12 protein-coding genes and 1 pseudogene are annotated in these 21,001 nt (G+C 62.3%); 8 read left to right on the top strand and 5 right to left on the bottom strand.

The features are described from left to right. Nucleotides 1–62: 62 nt before the first annotated feature. The 3 genes from AC1MEK_RS26990 to gnd are packed head-to-tail and all read right to left on the bottom strand — an operon-like array spanning nt 63 to nt 3,378. Nucleotides 63–881, bottom strand: a complete 819-nt coding sequence (locus AC1MEK_RS26990; protein WP_480399306.1) for an HAD family hydrolase — start codon at nt 879–881, stop codon at nt 63–65. After that, the gene (zwf, locus tag AC1MEK_RS26985; protein WP_480399305.1) at nt 878–2,401 is read right to left on the bottom strand and encodes a glucose-6-phosphate dehydrogenase; all 1,524 of its coding nucleotides are present in this window, start codon (nt 2,399–2,401) and stop codon (nt 878–880) included. Before zwf ends, AC1MEK_RS26990 begins: the two co-directional genes overlap by 4 nt. After that, complete coding sequence (gene gnd, locus AC1MEK_RS26980; RefSeq protein ID WP_480399304.1) at nt 2,401–3,378, bottom strand: phosphogluconate dehydrogenase (NAD(+)-dependent, decarboxylating); 978 nt, start codon at nt 3,376–3,378, stop codon at nt 2,401–2,403. The genes zwf and gnd overlap by 1 nt, the downstream gene beginning before the upstream one ends. A gap of 313 nt (nt 3,379–3,691) precedes the next feature. Here gnd and AC1MEK_RS26975 point away from each other — a divergent pair, with 313 nt between their 5' ends. Both AC1MEK_RS26975 and AC1MEK_RS26970 read left to right on the top strand, forming a co-directional pair. Continuing rightward, nucleotides 3,692–3,862, top strand: a complete 171-nt coding sequence (locus AC1MEK_RS26975; RefSeq protein WP_480399303.1) for a DUF6026 family protein — start codon at nt 3,692–3,694, stop codon at nt 3,860–3,862. Nucleotides 3,863–4,140: 278 nt separating this feature from the next. Then, a complete protein-coding gene (locus AC1MEK_RS26970; protein ID WP_480399302.1) occupies nt 4,141–5,883 on the top strand; it encodes a phosphoethanolamine transferase CptA in 1,743 nt (580 codons plus the stop codon). 908 nt (nt 5,884–6,791) lie between these two features. Here the strand turns inward: AC1MEK_RS26970 and AC1MEK_RS26965 are convergent. Both AC1MEK_RS26965 and AC1MEK_RS26960 read right to left on the bottom strand, forming a co-directional pair. Further along, nucleotides 6,792–8,339 carry a TerC family protein gene (locus AC1MEK_RS26965; protein ID WP_480399301.1) on the bottom strand — a complete coding sequence of 516 codons (1,548 nt, stop codon included), beginning with the start codon at nt 8,337–8,339 and terminating at the stop codon, nt 6,792–6,794. 430 nt (nt 8,340–8,769) lie between these two features. After that, a complete protein-coding gene (locus tag AC1MEK_RS26960; RefSeq protein ID WP_480399300.1) occupies nt 8,770–9,261 on the bottom strand; it encodes a GNAT family N-acetyltransferase in 492 nt (163 codons plus the stop codon). 602 nt (nt 9,262–9,863) lie between these two features. On the opposite strand from AC1MEK_RS26960, the gene glgA reads away from it, so the two are divergent. The 6 genes and pseudogenes from glgA (at nt 9,864) to glgX (ending at nt 20,902) form a co-directional block, all read left to right on the top strand. Next, nucleotides 9,864–11,450 (top strand): glycogen synthase GlgA, encoded by a 1,587-nt coding sequence (gene glgA, locus AC1MEK_RS26955; protein WP_480399299.1) that lies wholly within the window; start codon nt 9,864–9,866, stop codon nt 11,448–11,450. Nucleotides 11,451–11,474: 24 nt separating this feature from the next. Continuing rightward, complete coding sequence (treZ, locus tag AC1MEK_RS26950; protein ID WP_480399298.1) at nt 11,475–13,289, top strand: malto-oligosyltrehalose trehalohydrolase; 1,815 nt, start codon at nt 11,475–11,477, stop codon at nt 13,287–13,289. Further along, complete coding sequence (gene malQ / locus AC1MEK_RS26945) at nt 13,279–15,348, top strand: 4-alpha-glucanotransferase (protein ID WP_480399297.1); 2,070 nt, start codon at nt 13,279–13,281, stop codon at nt 15,346–15,348. Before treZ ends, malQ begins: the two co-directional genes overlap by 11 nt. Beyond that, nucleotides 15,345–18,143, top strand: a complete 2,799-nt coding sequence (locus AC1MEK_RS26940) for a malto-oligosyltrehalose synthase (protein ID WP_480399296.1) — start codon at nt 15,345–15,347, stop codon at nt 18,141–18,143. Before malQ ends, AC1MEK_RS26940 begins: the two co-directional genes overlap by 4 nt. A gap of 17 nt (nt 18,144–18,160) precedes the next feature. Further along, nucleotides 18,161–18,553: pseudogene (locus AC1MEK_RS26935) on the top strand (DUF2934 domain-containing protein); the annotation flags it as partial. Between the two features lie 162 nt (nt 18,554–18,715). After that, nucleotides 18,716–20,902, top strand: a complete 2,187-nt coding sequence (gene glgX, locus AC1MEK_RS26930) for a glycogen debranching protein GlgX (protein ID WP_480399295.1) — start codon at nt 18,716–18,718, stop codon at nt 20,900–20,902. Nucleotides 20,903–21,001: the final 99 nt, after the last annotated feature.

The raw sequence follows: 21,001 nt of genomic DNA, 5'->3' as shown, positions 1-21,001 counted from the left end.
ACGGTGGCGATCTTGCAACCGCCCCCGCCGGCAAGCCGTGCTGCTACGGGCTGATGTTTCAATCAACGCGGCAGGATGTAACGTTCGATGGCCGCCGCCAGGCCGTCCTCCAGATTGCTGTCCGTCACGTAGTTGGCCTGAGTCTTGACCCCGACCTCAGCCTGACCCATGGCAATCGACAACCCCGCGCGCAGAAACATCGCCACGTCGTTGCCTGCATCGCCAATGGCGGCCGTGTGCGCCAAGTCCACACCCAGCGCCTGGGCCAACGTCGCCAGCGCGGTGCCTTTGTTGGCGTCCAGCGCCGTCACGTCCAGGTAGTAGGATTGCGAGCGCGAGGCGTGGGCCTTGTCCGAGATCAGCGGATTGAGCCTGGCTTCGAGCCGCTTGAGCAGCGCGAAGTCGGTGCTGGCGGCGACGATCTTGTCGATGCGATCGAGGTACTCCCCGAAGTGCTCGACCTGAACGAAGTCGTAACCCAGCGTGTTGCGCTCGTGCTCGACGTAATCCCCTTGCGGGTCGAGCAGCAGCCACTGATCGTCGGCGAACACCCACACCGACACCTTTTCTGCGGCGAACAGCTCAAGGCTGATCCGCGCAGCGTCGGGGTCGATGCGGTGCGCCGCCAGCAGGCTGCCATCCGGATTGACGATGTTCGCGCCATTGAAGCCCACGGTCGGCACGTCGATGCCCAGCGCCTTGATCTGCTCGCGCATGGCCCGCGGCGGGCGGCTGCTGGCGACCGAGAAATGAATCCCGGCCGCCTTCAGTTTGCCCACCGCGTCGATGTTGGCCTGGCTCAGGCTGTGATCGGGACGCAGCAAGGTGCCATCGATGTCGGACAACATGAAGCGGATGAGAGGTTGCGTCGCTTCACTCATCCCAGGCGTTGCCAACTGCGGCCATCGCGGGCCAGCAGCTCATCGGCACCGGCCGGACCGTCCTCGCCCGCCTTGTAGAACTCGACGTGCGGATCCTTGGCCCAGGCATCGATGAACGGCTGCACGGCACGCCAGCCGTTCTCGATGTTGTCGGCGCGCTGGAACAGGGTCTGATCCCCGGTCAGGCAGTCGTAGATCAGGGTTTCGTACCCGGTCGACGGCTGCATCTCGAAGAAGTCCTTGTAGGCAAAGCCCAGCTCGATGGTCTGCATGTCCAGGGTCGGCCCGGGCTTCTTGGCCTGCAGGTCGAACCACATGCCCTCGTCGGGCTGGATCTGGATCTTCAGGAAGTTGGGCGCGACGCTGTCCACTTCGGTGTCACGGAACTGCGCGTAGGGCGCAGGCTTGAAGCAGATCGCGATCTCGGTGTCGCGCACGCTCATGCGCTTGCCGGTGCGCAGGTAGAACGGCACGCCGACCCAGCGCCAGTTGTCGATGAAGACCTTGAGCGCGGTGAAGGTTTCCGTGTTGCTGTCCGGGGCGACCCGGTCCTCTTCACGGTAACCGGCCACGCTCTTGCCGCCGATGGTGCTCTCGGTGTACTGCCCGCGCACCGAGTTGGCCAGCGCCTCCATCTCCGACCAGGGCCGGATCGCCCCGATCACCTTGGCCTTTTCGCCACGCACCGCATCAGCGCCGAAAGCGGCCGGCGGTTCCATGGCGACCATCGCCAACAGCTGGAACAGGTGGTTGGGCACCATGTCCCGCAAGGCGCCGGTGGTCTCGTAGAAACTGCCGCGGGTTTCGACACCCACGGTTTCGGCGGCGGTGATCTGCACGTGATCGATGTAGTGATTGTTCCAGAACGACTCGAACAGGCCGTTGGAGAAGCGGCTGACCAGAATGTTCTGCACCGTCTCCTTGCCCAGGTAATGGTCGATCCGGTAGATCTGCTTCTCGCTCATCGCTTTGAGCAAGCAGGTGTTCAACGCCACCGCGCTGGGCAGGTCGTGGCCAAACGGCTTTTCGATCACCACGCGACGGAAATGATCGTCGCCTTCCACCATCAGGCCCGACGAGCCCAGCCGCTTGGTCACTTCACTGAAGAAGCGCGGCGCGGTGGCCAGGTAGAACACGGCGTTTTGCGTGCCGGTGCTTTCAATCTTCGCGGCGATGTCCTGGTAGGTGGAGTCGTCGAGAAAATCCCCGGTGATGTAACTGATGCGTTTGGCCAGACTGCCCCACAACGCGGGATCCAGAGGCTCTTCACCGCCCTGGGCGACCTTGCTGGCCGCCTCCTGGCGAATGAAATCCTCGAGTTTCTTGGCGAAGTCGGCGTCACTGACGGTGTTGTGGTCCACGCCGACGATGTGCAGGTGCTCGTCGACCAGTCCGTCACGGAACAGGTTGTAGAGCGCCGGCATCAACAGCCGCTTGACCAGGTCACCATGAGCGCCGAACAGGAACAGCGTGGTCGCGGGTGCGACCGGGGCTTTCTGCTTGCTTCGCGATAATCCCATTATTTTGGTTCCTTATGACCACCAAATCCGAAACGCATGGCCGACAGCATCTTGTCGCCGTACGTGCTTTGTTGACGGGAGCGGAAACGGGCGAACAGCGAGGTGGACAGCACCGGTACCGGAACGGCCTGCTCCATGGCCGCCTCGATAGTCCAGCGCCCTTCGCCGCTGTCGGCGACCGAGCCCGAATAGGCGTTGAGCTGCGGATCGGTGGCCAGCGCGTCGGCGGTCAGGTCCAGCAGCCAGGAGGACACCACGCTGCCGCGGCGCCAGACTTCGGCGATGTCGCCCAGGTTCAGGTCGAAACGCTGGTCGGCCGGCAGGTTTTCCGAGTTTTTGGTCTTGAGGATGTCGAAGCCCTCGGCGAAGGCCTGCATCATCCCGTACTCGATGCCGTTGTGGATCATCTTGACGAAGTGGCCGGCGCCCGGCGGGCCCGCGTGGATGTAGCCCTGCTCGGCGCGCGGGTCGGCATCCTTGGCGCGATCCTTGGTCCGCGGAATGTTGCCGATGCCCGGGGCCAGGGTCTTGAAGATCGGATCGAGGCGGTTCACAACCTCGGTTTCGCCACCGATCATCATGCAGTAGCCGCGTTCCAGGCCCCAGACGCCGCCGGAGGTGCCGACGTCGACGTAGTGCAGCCCTTTTGCCTGCAAGACCTGGGAGCGACGCACGTCATCCTTGTAGAAGGTGTTGCCGCCGTCGATGATCACATCGTCCGCGTCCAGCAGGTCGGCCAGCACGTTGATGGTGTCTTCGGTCGGCGCGCCCGCAGGCAGCATGACCCATACCGCGCGCGGTTTTTCCAGTGCAGCCACCAGTGACGCAAGGTCGCTGGCTGGCGTCGAACCCTCGTTGGCGAGCACGGTGCGAGACTGCTCGTCGCGATCATAGACCACTGTGGTGTGGCCATTGAGCATCAGTCGACGTGCGATGTTGCCGCCCATGCGGCCTAGTCCGACAATCCCGAGTTGCATGTAGAGGTGCTCCTTGATCAAAAAACAGGTGCCTCATTTTATAGCCCAGCAGCGCCTGATGGGTTAGTCCGGGGAGGCAAACGAAGGTTTCCCGGTGAAAAATGTTTCATCTTGGTGCGACACAACCGCTCTGAAATGCCGTTTGTCGCAAGGCGCGCACCTTAGCGACAATTCAAAATAAAAAAGTTCCCTTTTGCGTCAAAAGAAATCAGAATCCGCGCCGACAAAGGTAGGAAGCAGGACAAGTCGGGTCGCGATGCTGTCATTGCTTGAACCTTACGAAGTTGAATCCCGCCATTTGCGAGGTGAAGCAATGGGCACCGTTCTATCTGCAAACGTTCCACAGACGCTGTACGTTACCGTTCGTCGCGATGATCTGAACCAGCTCAAGGAAGAACGCGAACAGCTGAAGAAGAAAGTCGCCCAGCTGACCCAGATGCTGCAACACGCCCAGCTCGCAGCGCCAAACGCCCTGCACGCCTGATCCACCCGCCTTCCCCTGTTTGTGGCAAGCCCGATTCGCTGGCTTGCCCTTCTGTCGTTCCCCCTTCTGCTGGTTATCACTGCGTACGACCTGCCCTGCGTCGGACCCACCGCCTGCTGTAACGTTCAACCCGCCTGAAAAAGCGCGTCTGTGCGCACTTCGACACTCTACCGACACCTGTCTCACATTTTTTTCACCTGCCCATCACCATACTGCCGCCCCTCTGTAACGCGCGCGAACCTCTCTGTGCCGCGAACGACCCATAGCTGGAGCGCCTGATGGCAACAACGCAACGGAGCACCCCGACTCCGAAAAAATTCGACTGGACCGGCCTGGTCTGGCTGTTCGTCTTCTTCTGGTACTTTTCCGGAATCACCCAGCTGCTGATTCAGCTGACCGGTATCACCGGTTTTGCGGGCTTTCGTCAAGCATTCGTCATGAGCGGCATCTGGCTGGCACCGATGCTGCTGTTCCCCAACAAGACCCGGATCATGGCCGCCGTCATCGGCGTGGTGCTATGGGCCTGCTCCATGGCGAGCCTGGGCTACTTCTTCATTTATCAGCAGGAGTTCTCCCAGAGCGTCATCTTCATCATGTTCGAGTCGAACATCTCTGAAGCCGGCGAGTACATGACCCAATACTTCGCCTGGTGGATCGTGCTGGCGTTCATCGCCCACACCGCCTTCGCGATCTTCCTGTGGACCCGCCTGCGCCCGGTGTACATGCCCCGCGGCCGCGCCTGGGTAACGGCCGTTGCGCTGCTGGTGGCGATCATCGGCTACCCGCTGGCCAAGCAGATGTCGCGTTTTGACACCACCGCGGCGGGCCTCGAAGCCTTCGAATCGCGCATCGAGCCCGCCGTACCATGGCAGATGCTGGTGGCCTACCACCGCTACACCCAGCAGTTGAACAGCATGCAGGACATGCTGACCACCAGCAGCAACATCGCGCCGCTTAAGAACCTCAAGGATCAACAGGCCGGCCTTCCGACTACCCTGGTGCTGGTCATCGGCGAGTCCACCAACCGTGGCCGCATGCACCTGTATGGCTACCCGCGCCAGACCACGCCGAACCTGGATGCGATGAAGGATCAGCTAGAGGTGTTCAACAACGTCATCACCCCGCGCCCTTACACCATCGAGGCGCTGCAGCAGGTGCTGACCTTCGCCGATGAAGAAAACCCTGATCTGTACCTGAAGACGCCATCGATCGTCAGCGTGATGAAGCAGGCCGGCTACAAGACCTTCTGGATCACCAACCAGCAGACGATGACCAAGCGCAACACCATGCTCACCACCTTCTCCGAGCAGGCCGACGAGCAGGTGTACCTGAACAACAACCGCAACCAGAACGCCCGCCAGTACGACGGCGACGTGCTGGAGCCGTTCGCCAAGGCGCTGAACGATGCCGCACCGCGCAAGCTGATCGTGGTTCACCTGCTCGGCACGCACATGAGCTATCAGTATCGTTACCCGCAGGACTACGAGAAATTCACCAATCGTGATGGCGTGCCTGCCGACATCGATGACAGCAAGCTTGAGCTGTACAACAGCTACGACAACGCCGTGCTGTACAACGACTACGTGGTGTCGAGCCTGATCAAGACCTACAGCAAGGCGGATCCGAACGGGTTCCTGCTTTACCTCTCCGACCACGGCGAAGACGTGTATGACTCGCCCGGCCGCGATGTGCTAGGCCGCAACGAAGCCAAGCCGACGATTCCGATGTACACCGTGCCGTTCATTGCCTACGCCTCGCCCAAGTGGCGCGAAACCCACAACTGGAGCTTCGACAGCATCCACAGCCGCCCCTATACCAGCTCCAACCTGATTCACACCTGGGCACAACTGGCAGGCCTGAGCTTCGACGAACTGGACACCACCAAGAGTCTGGTGAGCCTGGACTTCAAGGCACGGCCACGGCTGATTGGCGACCCGTATGCGCAGAAGGGTCTGAGTGATTTCGCGATGATGGAAAAGGCCGCCAAGTCGCAAAATCCGCCGGAGGTGGCGACCAAATAACCAGCGATCAAGATCGCTCTATATAAAGAAGGCCTGCGCAATGCAGGCCTTTTTTATGGAACCCCGCCCCGTAGCAGTCCGGCTTGCCGGCGGTCGCCCGGGGGTGCGTCCGACCGCAGCGGCAGTAAATTCAAACGACTTGGCCGTGTCAGATAGACCGTGTCCGCAGCAAGATCAGGATCAAAAGCGCTCTTCCTAACGTCAGACCTGTTTCGACTTCGTCGAGTTACTTGAAAGGACCAAGTAACCAAGTCCTTCTGCTCCTGGTTTGGCCCGACTTCGTCGGGTCCCTTCATTCCGGTCCCGCTCCGTGGGCCCGGCGTGAAAGGGCCATCCATGGCCCACACGCCTCTCGCCGCATCCATGCGGCTCGACCCACTCCACGAGACCTCCATTCAGCCTGCACCCAAGTCGCGTTTTGTGGTGTCTGTGAGGTTTGCGCACGAAGATCAAAAGCAAAGTCAAGAGCGTGAGGGCGATGCCCTCCGTAGCAGCCGAGCTTGCTCGCGGGTCGCCCTCAAGATCGCCCCGCCGGCAAGCCGTGCTGCTACGGAGGGCACTGCCCTCGGGCTCTTGATCTGGCTTTTGATTTTTATGCGCGATAGTCCAGACGCCGCCAATCGCGACTTGGGTGCAGGCCGAACGCAGGCGATGTGGAGTGGGCCAAGCGGCAGGATGCCGCGCGAGGCGCGGGGCCATGGACGGCCCATTCGCGCCGGGCCCACGGAGCATCGCCGGAGAGAGGGAACCCGACGAAGTCGGGCCAAACCAAGAGCAGGACCCCTTGGTTACTTGGGGGTCTTTTCCAAGTAACTCGACGAAGTCGAAACAGGTCTGACGTTAGGAAGAACGCTCTTGATCTTGATCTTGATCTTGATCTTGATCCGCCAGGGCGACGCCAGTTTCAATCACACCTTACGCAACAACACCCGCGTCACCCGCCGTTCCTGAACCTGCACCACTTTTACGCGCCAGCCCTCCCACTCCAGTTCATCGCCGATCACCGGCAGACGGTCCAGCAGGCTCATGATCAACCCGGCCAGGGTCTGGTACTCGTCGGTGGCGCGCGCCTTGAAGCCGATGCGCTCACGCAGGTGGCTGAGGTTCATCGCTGCATTGACCAGCACGCCCTCGCCCTCCTCGACCAGATCCGGGCCGTCGATTTCGCTGGCGTCCGGCAGCTCGCCGGCGATGGACTCCAGGATGTCGGTCATGGTCAGGATGCCGGTGAAGTCACCGAACTCGTTGACCACGAACGCAATGTGGGTCGACTGGCTGCGCATCTGCTCCAGTGCATTGAGGATCGAGAAGCTCTCCAGCAGGTTCGGCGTAGGCCGCACCATGTGCTCCAGATTCGGCTCGACACCGGCAAGCAAGGCGGTGAGCATCTCCTTCTTGTGCACGAAGCCCAGGGGTTCGTCGACCCGGCCACCGCGAATCAGCGGCAAGCGGGAGTAGGACGAATTCATCAGGCGTTGTCGGATGCTTTCCTGATCGTCGTCCAGATCGATCATGTCCACGTCGTTGCGCACCGTCATCACGGTCCGGATCGGCCGCTGGGCCAGTTGCAGCACGCCATTGATCATCACTCGCTCTCGGCGGTCGAACACCACTTCTTCGGCGTCGCCGTCGAGCATGTCGGCGATGTCTTCGCCCACTTCCTCGACGCCAGGCTTTCTGCCGCCCATCAGGCGCAGTACCGCGTGAGCCATGCGTTCACGACGCGGCAAATCGCCCTTGAGGCTGCGTTTGCGGCGCGAGCGGGCCAGTTGGTTGAAGACTTCGATCAGAATCGAGAAGCCGATGGCCGCATACAGATAGCCCTTGGGAATGTGGAAGCCCAGGCCATCGGCGGTCAGGCTGAAGCCGATCATCATCAAGAAGCCCAGGCACAGCATGATCACCGTCGGATGAGCGTTGACGAAAGCGGTCAGCGGCTTGCTGGCGATGATCATGATGGCGATCGAGAACACCACGGCGATCATCATCACCGACAGTTCATCGACCATGCCCACGGCGGTGATCACCGCATCCAGCGAGAACACGGCGTCCAGTACCACGATCTGCGCGACGATGGGCCAGAACAGCGCGTACGTCGTGCTGCCCGACTGCTGGGCGACATGTCCTTCCAGTCGCTCGTGCAACTCCATGGTGGCCTTGAACAGCAGGAACACGCCACCGAACAGCATGATCAGGTCGCGGCCCGAGAAGCTCTTGCCGAACACCTCGAACAGCGGTTCGGTCAGCGTCACCATCCAGGAAATACTCGCCAACAGGCCCAGGCGCATGATCAGCGCCAGCGACAGGCCCAACACCCGCGCCTTGTCGCGCTGCTCGGGCGGCAGTTTGTCCGCCAGGATGGCGATGAACACCAGGTTGTCGATGCCCAGCACCAGCTCCAGCACGATCAGCGTCAACAGGCCCATCCAGGCCGTGGGATCAGCAAGCCATTCCATGGTCAGTGGTTCCTTGTGTCAGGCAAGTGGACAGGCACGACGAATCCCGGCGTGCCGACAGGCAGGCCGCTACGGGAGGGAATGATCGTGAAGCGGCGCGGATCAGCGCCAGAAGATGGGTGAAGACGATCTGCGTTCAGTGGGCAGGATCGGCGACTGGGAGGTTCCAGTGAAAGAGACATGGGGTTCCTGATATCAATTCGGGAGATGATCCTACCTTGCGCAACGAATTTTCCTACAGGACATAACTGTTACAAATATTTTGAAAGGTGTTGCTGTGGCAACATCGAAGGTTACGCAAGCCGATCGTTTCTGGCCGAAGGCCGTGGGAGCCGGCTTGCTGGCGAAAGCCATCTCGCCAGACACACCTGTGTGAATGAAACAACGCATTCGCCAGCAAGTCGGCTCCCACATTAAATCGCGATACGCCTTAAAGCGCCTTCTGCCAGAACAACGCCCGGCCCATCTGCGGATCGAGCTGATAGTCGCTGAAACCGAGCTTTTCATACGCACCGCGGGCCGCCACGTTGCCCTCGAGCACTTCCAGGGTGATCTTGCAGCAGCCGCGCTGGCGGGCGATCTCTTCGACCTTGCCCAGCATCTTCTGGCTGATGCCCTGGCCACGCGCCGAGGCGATCACCACCACATCGTGGACATTCACCAGCGGGCGGCAGGCGAAGGTGGAAAAGCCTTCGAAACAGTTGACCAGCCCCACCGGCTCGCCCGCGATGAACGCCAGCACGCTGAACGCGTGGGGACGCTTGGCCAGCTCGATCGCCAGTTGCTCGCGGGTGTCCATGGGCAGCGAATGGCCGCCGCCCATGGCGTCTTCGGCATATTGATTGAGCAGGAAACCGATGGCTTCGGCGTGAACCGGGTTGCTATAGCTGGCTTGCAGGACCAGCACCTCAGGGGCTTGCATTGACTTCCTCTACCACTAAAAAGGTGACTGGCGAAGGACGGATGCCCAATCGCCGGGTGACCCGGATTCTACCTTGAGCGCAGCCCAAAATGACCGGTACAAAAGTAGGATTTTTCTCCGAACGCACAAGAATCGATCGACAGCGCACCGAGAAAAGGCATCTCGTCGAATTTCCGTGACTGGGTGGTCGCAAAACAACCTTTAACCGCTATGCTCCGTCAGCCGCATTGGTTTGATTGTCGAACAATCCGATCAGCGGTAATCCAGCTGTTTTTCCCACTCACCGTGCGCCAAGGCGGCGCGATCAGCGGACATGGAGACTATGTAGTCAGATGAATTTTTTCCTACAAAAACTCGCCATCCCGCGCGCCAGACATTTCCCAGAAAAAAAGTCGAAACTTCTGCAAAACCCCCGGGTCAGCACAATAGAGCGCCTATGCTACTGGATGAAGCCCGAGCAGAGGCCGCTTTCACCCTGTCCTTCACTATGCAGTCGGTAAATGGGTATCGATTTTGCGTAGGTCTTGTGTGCCTGGCCATAGGACATGGCCAATTACAACTCTAGCGCTGTACCAACACTGCGTATCGAATGGGAGAAAACGATGATTAGTGCCGCTGTCAAAACCCAGAAGGGAGAGAGTTTTAACCAGCCGGCCAGCGAGCTGACCCATCTGCCGGTCTTCGCAACGACGAGCGCACCCCTGCTGCAACTGCCCCCAGTCCAACCCGCCATGTCGATGGTGAACAGAAAGAAGATCCTGTTCGTGACTTCGGAAATGGCCGATCTGGTGAAAACCGGCGGCCTGGGCGATGTGTCTGCCGCACTGCCGCGCGCCATGCGCCACCTGCACGATGTACGCGTGCTGATTCCCGGCTACCCACAGGTCATCAATAGCGGAAACCCGATTCACATCATCAGTGAACTCAGCGGCCATGCGGCCCTGCCTCCCTGCAAGATCGGCCGGATGGACATGAAGGACGGCCTGGTCATTTACGTCCTGATCTGCCCCGAGCTGTACGAACGTGAAGGCACGCCCTATGGCGACAACCACGGCCGCGACTGGTCAGACAACCACATCCGTTTCGCCCGTCTGGGCCTGGCAGCGGCAGACTTTGCCGCCGGTTACGTGAAGACACAGTGGTGCCCGGAACTGGTCCACGCCCACGACTGGCCAGCAGGTCTGGCCCCTGCCTATATGAAATGGCGCGGGCAGAACACGCCGAGCATCTTCACCATCCACAACCTGGCCTATCAGGGCTTTGTCAGCACCGCGTCGAGCCGTGAGCTGGGTATTCCGGATCAGGCACTGGGGCCGGACGGCATGGAGTTCTACGGTCGTCTGTCGTTCATCAAGGCCGGCATGGCCTATGCCAGCCACATCACCACGGTCAGCGCCACCTACGCCAAGGAAATCACCACCGCCGACTTCGGCTGTGGCCTGGAAGGCTTCCTGCAGAGCAAGGCCAATCGCGGCCAGCTCAGCGGCATTCCCAACGGCATCGATGAAAGCTGGGACGCGGCCACCGATGAGCACCTGATCTGCCGTTTCGCGCCCAACGAATGGACGCGCAAGGAGATCAACGCCGACCACGTGCGCGAGCTGTTCGAACTTGAGCCCTCCACCGGCCCGCTGTTCGCCGTGGTGTCGCGGTTGGTCTATCAGAAGGGTCTGGACCTGACCATCGGCGTGTCCGAGTTCATCGTCAAGAATGGCGGGCAGATCGCGATCATCGGCCGTGGCGAGCCCGATGAAGAGGACGCCATGCGTGCCCTCGCTGCGCGCTACCCGGGCCAGATCAGTGTGCGCGTAGGCTTCAACGAAACCGACGCCCGGCGCATGTTTGCCGGCAGCGATTTCCTGCTGATGCCGTCGCGCTACGAGCCTTGCGGCCTGAGCCAGATGTACGCCCAGCGCTTCGGTTCGTTGCCGGTGGCGCGCTGCACCGGCGGGCTTGCCGACACCATCGAAGACGGCTGCACAGGGTTTCTGTTCAACGAGTCCACCGTTGAAAGCTACACCGAAGCCCTGACCCGCGCCTTCAAGGTCTACGACAACCCGCCGCTGCTCAACGCCATGCGCTGCCGTGCAATGGCTGCCCCGTTTGACTGGCACAAGGCAGTCGAACCCTACGCCGACCTTTATCAGGAGCTGTTGAAAAAGAACGTGGGTGCTGCGCTGCATTACTGAGAGAAATCGAAAAAGGGGTAACGGATGCCTTCGCGCACGGATGAGAGCTGGCGCCACGGCGCCGTCTTGCTGGATCCCGAACACACCCGGTTCGCCCTCTGGGCGCCGGATGCCTGGTACGTCAGCGTCGAGTTGGATGAAGGGCCGTCACTGGCCCTGTTGCCGCAGGAAAACGGCTGGTTCGTCCTTGAGACTCGATGCCCGGCAGGGACGCGATACCGCTACACAATCGATGACAACCTCAAGGTACCTGACCCGGCTTCCCGGGCTCAGGTCAGCGAGGTGCATGGCCACAGCCTGGTCGTCGATCACAACGCCTTTGCCTGGCAGCACAGTGCCTGGGCCGGACGCCCGTGGCACGAGGCTGTCATTTATGAATTGCATGTCGGCGCCCTCGGTGGCTTCGCAGGTGTGGAGCAGCACCTGCAACGCCTGGTGGGCACCGGCATCACCGCCATCGAGCTGATGCCCATCGCGCAATTTCCGGGCGAGCGCAACTGGGGCTATGACGGCGTGCTGCCCTATGCGCCGCAGTCGTCCTATGGCACGCCGGAACAGCTCAAACACCTGATCGATACCGCCCACGGCCTGGGCCTGGCGGTGATTCTGGACGTGGTCTACAACCACTTCGGCCCCGACGGCAATTACCTGGGCGCCTACGCCAAACACTTCTTTCGCAGCGATAAAAAGACGCCCTGGGGCGATGCCATCGATTTTCGTCGCCGCGAGGTGCGCGACTTCTTCATCGACAACGCCCTGATGTGGCTGCTCGACTACCGCTTCGACGGCCTGCGTTTCGACGCGGTGCACGCTATTGAGGACCCGACCTTTCTGCAGGAAATGGCGCAGACGATTCGCCAGCAGATCCCGCCGTCCCGGCACGTGTGGCTGATGCTGGAAAACGAGTTCAACCAGGCCAGTCGCATGGCCCAGGGTTACGACGCGCAGTGGAACGACGACGGCCATAACACCTTGCACGTCTTGCTGACCGGCGAGACCGACGCCTATTACACCGACTTCGCCGAGCAACCGACCCACAAGTTGGCGCGGCTGCTGGGCGAAGGCTTCGTCTATCAGGGCGAAACCACCCGCCACGGCCATGCCCGCGGCGAGGCCAGCGCGCACCTGCCACCCAGCGCCTTCGTGCTGTTTTTGCAGAACCACGACCAGATCGGCAATCGTGCGCTGGGCGAACGGCTGATTCAGCTCTGCCCTGCTCCCGCCCTGCGCGCGGCCACGGCGCTGCTGCTGTTGTCGCCGATGGTCCCGCTGATGTTCATGGGTGACGAATGGGGCGCCAGCGAGCCGTTTCTGTTCTTCACCGACTTTCACGATGAGCTGGCCGACGCCGTGCGCGAAGGCCGGCGCGGCGAGTTTGCCGACTTCGCCGCCTTCGCCGACCCGGCCCAGCGCGAGCGGATTCCCGACCCCAACGCCTTGCAGACCTTCAACGCCTCGCGCCCGGCGCTGGACGCGCTGCTGCTGGAAACCGACCTGGGCCAGGACCATCGCAACTGGCGGGCGCTGTATCGCGAACTGCTCGCCATCCGCCACGCGCACATCGTCCCGCGCCTTCAAGGTGCCAAGGCCCTCGGCGCCCAGGTGCTGGCCGACAAGGCGGTCAGCGCGCGCTGGCAAATGGGCGACGGCCAGGTGCTGCGCATCGACCTCAACCTCAGCGCCCACAGCGTGCAGATCGACCCGCACGGCGTGCAGCATGTTCTTCATGAATCACATCCACAATCGGCAGAACTTTCAAGCCGGGGCAGCCTCAATCCCTACACGGCCATTGTCAGCCTGATATCGAGTGACGTTGCGGAGGATTTGGATGAGCAATGAGCAACTGGAAATGCTGGCAGCCGAAGCGGGATTGTCAGTGCACTGGAAAGACGCCAACGCACGACCGCAGCGGGTCAGCCCCGAGGTGCTGCGCAAGGTGCTCGAAGGCCTTGGCTACCCGGCCTGGGATGACCGCCAGATCGCCCACAGCCTGGAACGGCTGCAAGATCTGAGCTTGTCCGCCACCCCACCACCGCTGCTGACCGTCGACCACGGCAGCAACCTGGACCTCTCAGCCTGGTTCAAACCCGAAACGCCCTTCGTCCTTGAACTCGAAGACGGCTCGTGGCTCGACGCCCGGCTCACCGCCAACGCCGAACTGCCCGCGCTGGCCACCGTCGGCTATCAGCAGCTGGCAATCGACGGCCAGCACCTGACCATCGCCGTCGCCCCGAAAACCGCCTACAGCCTGGCCCAGGCCTGCGACGTCAGCGTCCCGCGCACCTGGGGCCTGACCCTGCAACTGTATTACCTGCGCCGCCCAGGCGATGGCGGGTTCGGCGACACCCAGGCACTGGAAAGCTTCGCCCGTGCGGCCGGCGAGCGTGGCGCAGCGGCCATCGCCATCAGCCCGGTGCACGCGATGTTCGCCAGCGACACCGAGCGCTTCAGCCCTTACTCGCCATCGAGCCGCCTGTTTCTCAACGCGCTCTACAGCGCGCCGGGCACGATCCTCGGTGAGCGCGCGCTGCGCATGGCCATCGACGAAACCGGTCTGGGCGAAGAGCTCAAGCGGCTGGCAGAGCTGCCCCTGATCGACTGGCCGGCCGCGGCGGCTGCCAAGTGGAAGATCCTGCGAGCGCTCTACGCCTCATTCATTGCCAGCGACAACCCGTTGCAGGAAGACTTCAACAGCTTCCGCCACAGCGGTGGTGAGGCGCTGGAAAACCACTGCCGCTTCGAAGCCCTGCGTGACCAAGCCGAAGTCTTGGGGATCAGTGGCAACTGGCACGAATGGCCGGAACAGTTCAAAAACCCGCGCAGCGCGGCCATCGATGATTTTGCCGCCCGCCATCGCGAGCAGATCGGCTTTCACGCCTTTGCTCAATGGCTGATCGCCCGGGGCCTGGAGCGCGCCCAGACCGCCGCCCGCAGCAGCGGCATGAGCGTGGGCCTGATCGGCGACCTGGCCGTCGGTGCCGATGGCGCCGGCAGCCAGGCCTGGAGCCGTCAGGACGAACTGCTCTCGGCGCTGACCGTGGGCGCACCGCCGGACATTCTCAACCGCTCCGGGCAAAGCTGGGGCATCTCGGCATTCTCGCCCACGGGCCTGAAACGCAACGGCTTTCGTGCCTTCATCGAGATGCTGCGGGCCAATTTCGCCCACGCCGGTGGCCTGCGCATCGACCATGTGATGGGCCTGCAGCGTCTGTGGGTGGTGCCGCTGGGATCTAAGCCGAGCGAAGGCGCCTACCTCAACTACCCGCTGGACGACATGCTGCGCCTGCTGTGCCTGGAGTCCTGGCGGCACAAGGCGGTGGTGCTCGGCGAAGACCTGGGCACCGTGCCCGAAGGCCTGCACGAAAAGCTCTCGGCGCGGGCGATTCTGGGCATGCGCGTGCTGCTGTTCGAACAGGACAACGCGCATTTCAAGCCGATCATCAAATGGTCCGACGATGCTCTGGCCACCACCAGCACCCACGATTTGCCGACCCTGACCGGCTGGCTCAGCGAGCTGGACATCGACTGGAACAAGACCCTGGGCCATATCGACGACGACACCGAGCGGCACTGGCGCGAAGCCCGCGAGCGCGAACGCGAGGGCCTGCGCGCCGCCCTGCGGCTGAACTACGGCATGCACGACGGCAGCGACAGCGACATGATCGACGGCAGCATCCGCTACCTGGGCCACACCCGCGCGCCGCTGGTGTTGCTGCCGATCGAAGACGCCATGGGCATCGAACAGCAGGCCAACCTGCCGGGCACCATCGACAGCCACCCCAACTGGCGCAGGCGCCTGCCCGGCGACAGCGAGGCGCTGCTGGACAACTTTGACGCAGCGCGGCGTCTGGAGATTCTCGCTGCGGCGCGGCAACAGGCAGCGGAGCGTGATCAATGAGTCATCCGGTCAACCCCGCTTTGAAATCCCTGCGCGCCACCCAGCGCCTGCAATTTCACAAAGACTTCACCCTGGACGATGCCGCGAAGCTGGTGCCCTACTTCGCCCGCCTCGGCATCAGCCACCTGTACGCCTCGCCGCTGCTCAAGGCCCGCGCCGGTTCCATGCACGGCTACGACGTGGTCGACCCGCGCGTCATCAACCCCGAGTTGGGCGGCGAGCCGGCCTTGAGAAGGCTGGTGGCAACCCTGCGCGAACACGGCATGGGGCTGATTCTGGACATCGTTTCCAATCACATGGCGGTGGGCGGGGCCGACAACCCGTGGTGGCTGGACCTGCTCGAATGGGGCCAGCGCAGCCCCTACGCCAAGTTCTTCGACATCCAGTGGAATTCCCCCGACCCGCTGCTCAAGGGCCAGTTGCTGCAACCCTTCCTGAGCACCGACTACGGCACCGTGCTGCAAAACGGCGAGGTGCCGCTGCGCTTCGATGCCGAGAACGGCAGCTTCCGGGTCGAGCATTACCAGCATCACTTTCCGATCAACCCCGGCACCTACGCGCCACTGCTCAACGCTGCGCGGCGCCATGAGCTGGAAGCGCTGGCGCAAGCGTTCTCAAGGCTGGACAACCATCCTCAGGCCTATGAGCAAGCGCAGCAGCTCAAGGAAGAACTGGCCGACCTGCTCAAGGCCAGGCCCGAGCTGATCGAGGCCATCGAGACCGGGTTGGCGCAGTTCGACTCGCGCCAGCCCGAAGGCTTCAAGCGCCTGCATCGCCTGCTCGAACAACAGGACTATCGCCTGGCCAGTTGGCGCACCGCAGGCGATGACATCAACTGGCGGCGCTTTTTCGACATCAACGAGCTGGGCGGGCTGAAGGTCGAGCGCTCGCAGGTGTTCGAAGCGACCCACGCGAAGATTTTCCAGCTGATTGCCGAAGGGCTGGTGGATGGCCTGCGCATCGACCATATCGACGGCCTGGCCGACCCGCGGGGCTACTGCCGCAAGCTGCGGCGCCGGGTCGACAGCCTGTTGCCGAGGCGCCCGGCCGGTACTGAGCTGACTCATCTGCCGATATTCGTCGAGAAGATCCTCGGCGCCGACGAGCCGCTGCGCAAGGACTGGAACGTCGACGGCACCACCGGCTACGAGTTCATGAACCAGGTCTCGCTGCTACAGCACGACCCCAAAGGCGAAGCGGTATTGGGCGAGTTGTGGAGCCGCATCAGCGGGCGCACCGCCGACTTCAATCAGGAGGTGCGCGAAGCCCGGGACCTGGTGCTGCACGGCAGCCTGGCCGGTGATTTCGAAAACCTCGCCCAGGCGCTGCTGCAGGTGGCGCGCAGCGACGTGATGAGCCGCGACCTGACCCTGGGCGCTATCCGCCGCGCCTTGCTGGCATTGGTCGGCAACTTCCCGGTCTATCGCACCTATATCACCGCCTGCGGCCGCACCGCCGAGGACGAGCGCTTCTTCCAGCAAGCCATGAACGGTGCGCGCGAATCGCTCAGCGAAGGCGACTGGCCGGTGCTCGATTACCTCGCACGCTGGCTGGGCGGCGAAAGCCTGCGCGATTATCCCACCGGCCCGTTGCGCGAAATGCGCCGCAAGGCCTGCAACCGCTTCCAGCAACTGACCTCGCCGGTGGCGGCCAAGTCGGTGGAAGACACCTCGTTCTATCGCTCGGCGGTGCTGTTGTCGCGCAACGATGTGGGCTTTCATCCGCAACATTTCAGTGCGCCGGTGGAGGCCTTTCACCAGGTTTGTGCGCAACGCGCGGCGAGCTTCCCCGACAACCTGCTGACCACCGCCACCCACGACCACAAGCGCGGCGAAGACACCCGCACGCGCTTGGCAGTGCTCAGCGAAAACGCCGACTGGTATGCCGAGCAGGTCGAGCGCTGGCTGCAGTTGTCGGCACCTTTGAAAGCCGGTGAGACCGCCATCAGCCCCGGCGACGAACTGATGCTGTACCAGGCGATGCTGGGCAGCTGGCCGCTGAATCTGGAGGGCGAGCAAGCCCTGCAGCACTACGCCGAGCGCCTGACCCGCTGGCAGGAAAAAGCCCTGCGCGAAGCCAAGTTGCAGAGCAGCTGGAGCGCGCCGAACGAGGCGTATGAAACGGCCTGCCGCGAATTTCTGCAGCAGTTGCTGCAAAGCCCCGATGCGCTGGCGCTGCGTCAGTCCATCGGCGCTACTGCCCATCGCATTGCGCCTGCAGGCGCCTTGAACAGTCTGGCGCAAACCTTGCTGCGAATGACGGCGCCCGGCGTGCCTGACCTGTATCAGGGCACGGAGTTCTGGGACTTCAGTCTGGTGGATCCGGACAACCGTCGTCCGGTGGATTATCCCGCTCGCGAACGCGCGCTGGGGCAATCCGCAGCCCCCGCCGAACTGCTGGCCCAGTGGCAGGACGGGCGAATCAAACAGGCGTTGATCGCGCAGGTGCTCATGCTGCGCAACCAGCACCCTGACCTGTTCGCCAGAGGTCGCTACACACCGCTTGAAGTGGTGGGCGAACAGGCCACCCACGTCATGGCGTTTGCCCGGGAATCGGAGGGTATCCGGGCAATCGTTGTGGTACCCCGTTTGCCGGCTGAACTATTGGGCACCGCGCAAACTCCATTCATCAACGCGGCAAATTGGGGAGATACACGCATCATCCTGCCGTTCGCTGATTCAGATCCAAATTGGAAGGGACTTTTTGCGCAGGCTACAGTCACAACCAACAAGGAATTGTCGCTCAGCGCAGCGCTCAAGGAATTTTCCGTAAATCTGCTAATACAAACCTTGTAATACCTGGGAGTGTCGAGATGAGTGCCGACGAGAAACGTATCAGCGAACTGGCCCACCAGATCTGGGAGACGGAGGGCAAACCCCACGGTCACGATGCGCGCCATTGGGAGATGGCCCGCAAACTGGCAGAAGCCGAAGCCAAGGCGCCGAAGAAAGCCGCCGCTGGCAAGGCCGCCGCCAAGCCCAAGGCAGAGCCAAAGGCCGCTGCTGCCAAACCTGCAGCAGCCAAGCCTGCGGCGAAACCCGCGGCCAAGGCTGCCGAAAAACCGGCTGCCAAACCCGCCGCCAAAGCCCCTGCCAAACCCAAGGCAGCGGTCAGCGCGGCAGACAAACCGACACCGGCCAAGCCTGCGGCAAAACCTGCCGCCAAACCGGCCGCGAAAAAGGCGCCGGCGGCCAAACCACCGGCGCCGTGATTCAGCGCTTCAGACGAGCATTGATCGTCTAGCACACCTCTGCCGCAGAGCCCGTCTCTGCGGCATTTACCCGCCTGTTTTTGATCATTGGCGCAGCCCTCCTGCGACAAAGGCTTTGTTCGCCTTCAGGAAATCATTCGAACGTCAGGAATCACCATGAGCAAGCAAGAGAAAAACACCGCCTCGCAGAATGAATCCGCGCAGTCCGACGGCCCGCAAACCAACGCATCGCGTATCCGTGAAGGCCTGCCCTTCCCTCTCGGCGCCAACTGGGACGGGCTGGGGGTCAACTTCGCGATCTTCTCGGCCAACGCCACCAAGGTCGAACTGTGTCTGTTTGACGCCAGCGGCGAGGTGGAGCTTGAGCGCATCGAACTGCCCGAATACACCGACGAGATCTTCCACGGTTACCTGCCCGACGCCCATCCGGGGCTGATTTACGGCTATCGCGTGTACGGTCCGTACGACCCGAAGAACGGCCACCGCTTCAACCACAACAAGCTGCTGATCGACCCCTACGCCAAGCAACTGGTGGGCAAGCTGAAATGGTCTGAAGCGCTGTTCGGCTACACCATCGGCCACCCTGACGGCGACCTCAGTTTCGACGAGCGCGACAGCGCGCCGTTCGTGCCCAAGAGCAAAGTGATCGACCCGGCCTACACCTGGGGCCGCGATCAGCGAGTCGGTGTGCCGTGGGAGAAAACCATCCTCTACGAAACCCACACCCGCGGCTTCACCATGCGCCATCCGGCGGTACCGGACGAACTCAAGGGCACGTTCTCGGGGCTGATGGTCGACGAGGTGATCCAGCACATCAAAGGCCTGGGCGTGACCTCGGTGGAGCTGTTGCCGATCCACGCCTTCGTCAACGACCAGCACCTGCTGCAAAAGGGCATGACCAACTACTGGGGTTACAACAGCATCGCCTTCTTCGCCCCCGACCCGCGCTACCTGGCCCACGGCAAGATCGCCGAGTTCAAGGAGATGGTCGCGCACATGCACCATGCCGGCCTGGAAGTGATTCTCGACGTGGTCTACAACCACACCGCCGAGGGCAACGAGCTGGGCCCGACGCTGTCCATGCGCGGCATCGACAACGCCTCCTATTACCGCCTGATGCCCGATGACAAGCGCTTCTACATCAACGATTCGGGCACCGGCAACACCCTGGACCTGAGCCACCCCTGCGTGCTGCAGATGGTCACCGACTCGCTGCGCTACTGGGCCAGCGAAATGCATGTGGACGGCTTCCGCTTCGACCTGGCAACCATCCTCGGGCGCTATCACGATGGCTTCAACGAGCGTCACAGCTTCCTCGTCGCCTGCCGTCAGGACCCGGTGCTGCGCCAGGTCAAACTGATCGCCGAGCCGTGGGACTGTGGCCCCGGCGGTTATCAGGTGGGCCGTTTCGCGCCGGGCTGGGCCGAGTGGAACGACAAGTTCCGCGACACCGTGCGCGCCTTCTGGAAAGGCGATGAAGGCCAGTTGGCTGACCTGGCCAGCCGCCTCACTGCGTCGGGCAACATGTTCAACCATCGCGGGCGCAGGCCCTATGCGTCGGTCAACTTCGTCACCGCCCACGACGGTTTCACCCTGCACGACCTGGTGTCGTACAACGACAAGCACAACGAAGACAACGACGAAAACAACCAGGACGGCAGCAACGACAACCGCTCCTGGAACCACGGCGTCGAAGGGCCGACCGACGATCCGGCGATCAACGACCTGCGCCTGCGCCAGATGCGCAACTTCTTCGCCACCCTGCTGCTGTCCCAGGGCACGCCGATGATCGTTGCCGGCGACGAATTTGCCCGCACCCAGCATGGCAACAACAACGCCTACTGCCAGGACAGCGAGATCGGCTGGGTCAACTGGGACTGGGATGAAGACGGCACTTCGCTGCATCGCTTCGTCCAGCGCCTGATCAAGCTGCGCAAGACCTACCCGGTGCTGCGCCGTGGGCGTTTCCTGGTGGGCGACTACAACGAGGAACTGGGGGTCAAGGACGTCACTTGGCTGGCGCCGAGCGGCGAGGAAATGACCATCGAACAGTGGCACGACAACAATGCCCGCTGCCTGGGGATGCTGATCGACGGCCGCGCCCAGGAAACCGGGATTCGCCGCCGAGGCTCGGAGGCCGCGATGTTGTTGCTGGTGAACTCGCACCATGAAGGCGTCAACTTCACCCTGCCCGAGGTGCCGGAAGGCCTGAGCTGGATCAGCCTGATCGACACCCAGCAGCCGGACATCAAAGGCCGTGACCATTTTGAATTCGGCAGCGAATACACCGTATCACCGCGTTCGCTGTTGCTGTTCGTGCTGGAGAAAGAAGACCAGAGCTGATTCGCTTGCTGTACTTGTGGGAGCCGGCTTGCTGGCGAATGCAGAATGTCAGCCAACGTTGCGTTGAATGACACACCGCATTCGCCAGCAAGCCGGCTC

Source organism: Pseudomonas sp. 2 (assembly GCF_056627435.1).
This window is presented reverse-complemented; position numbering and strand designations above follow the sequence as displayed.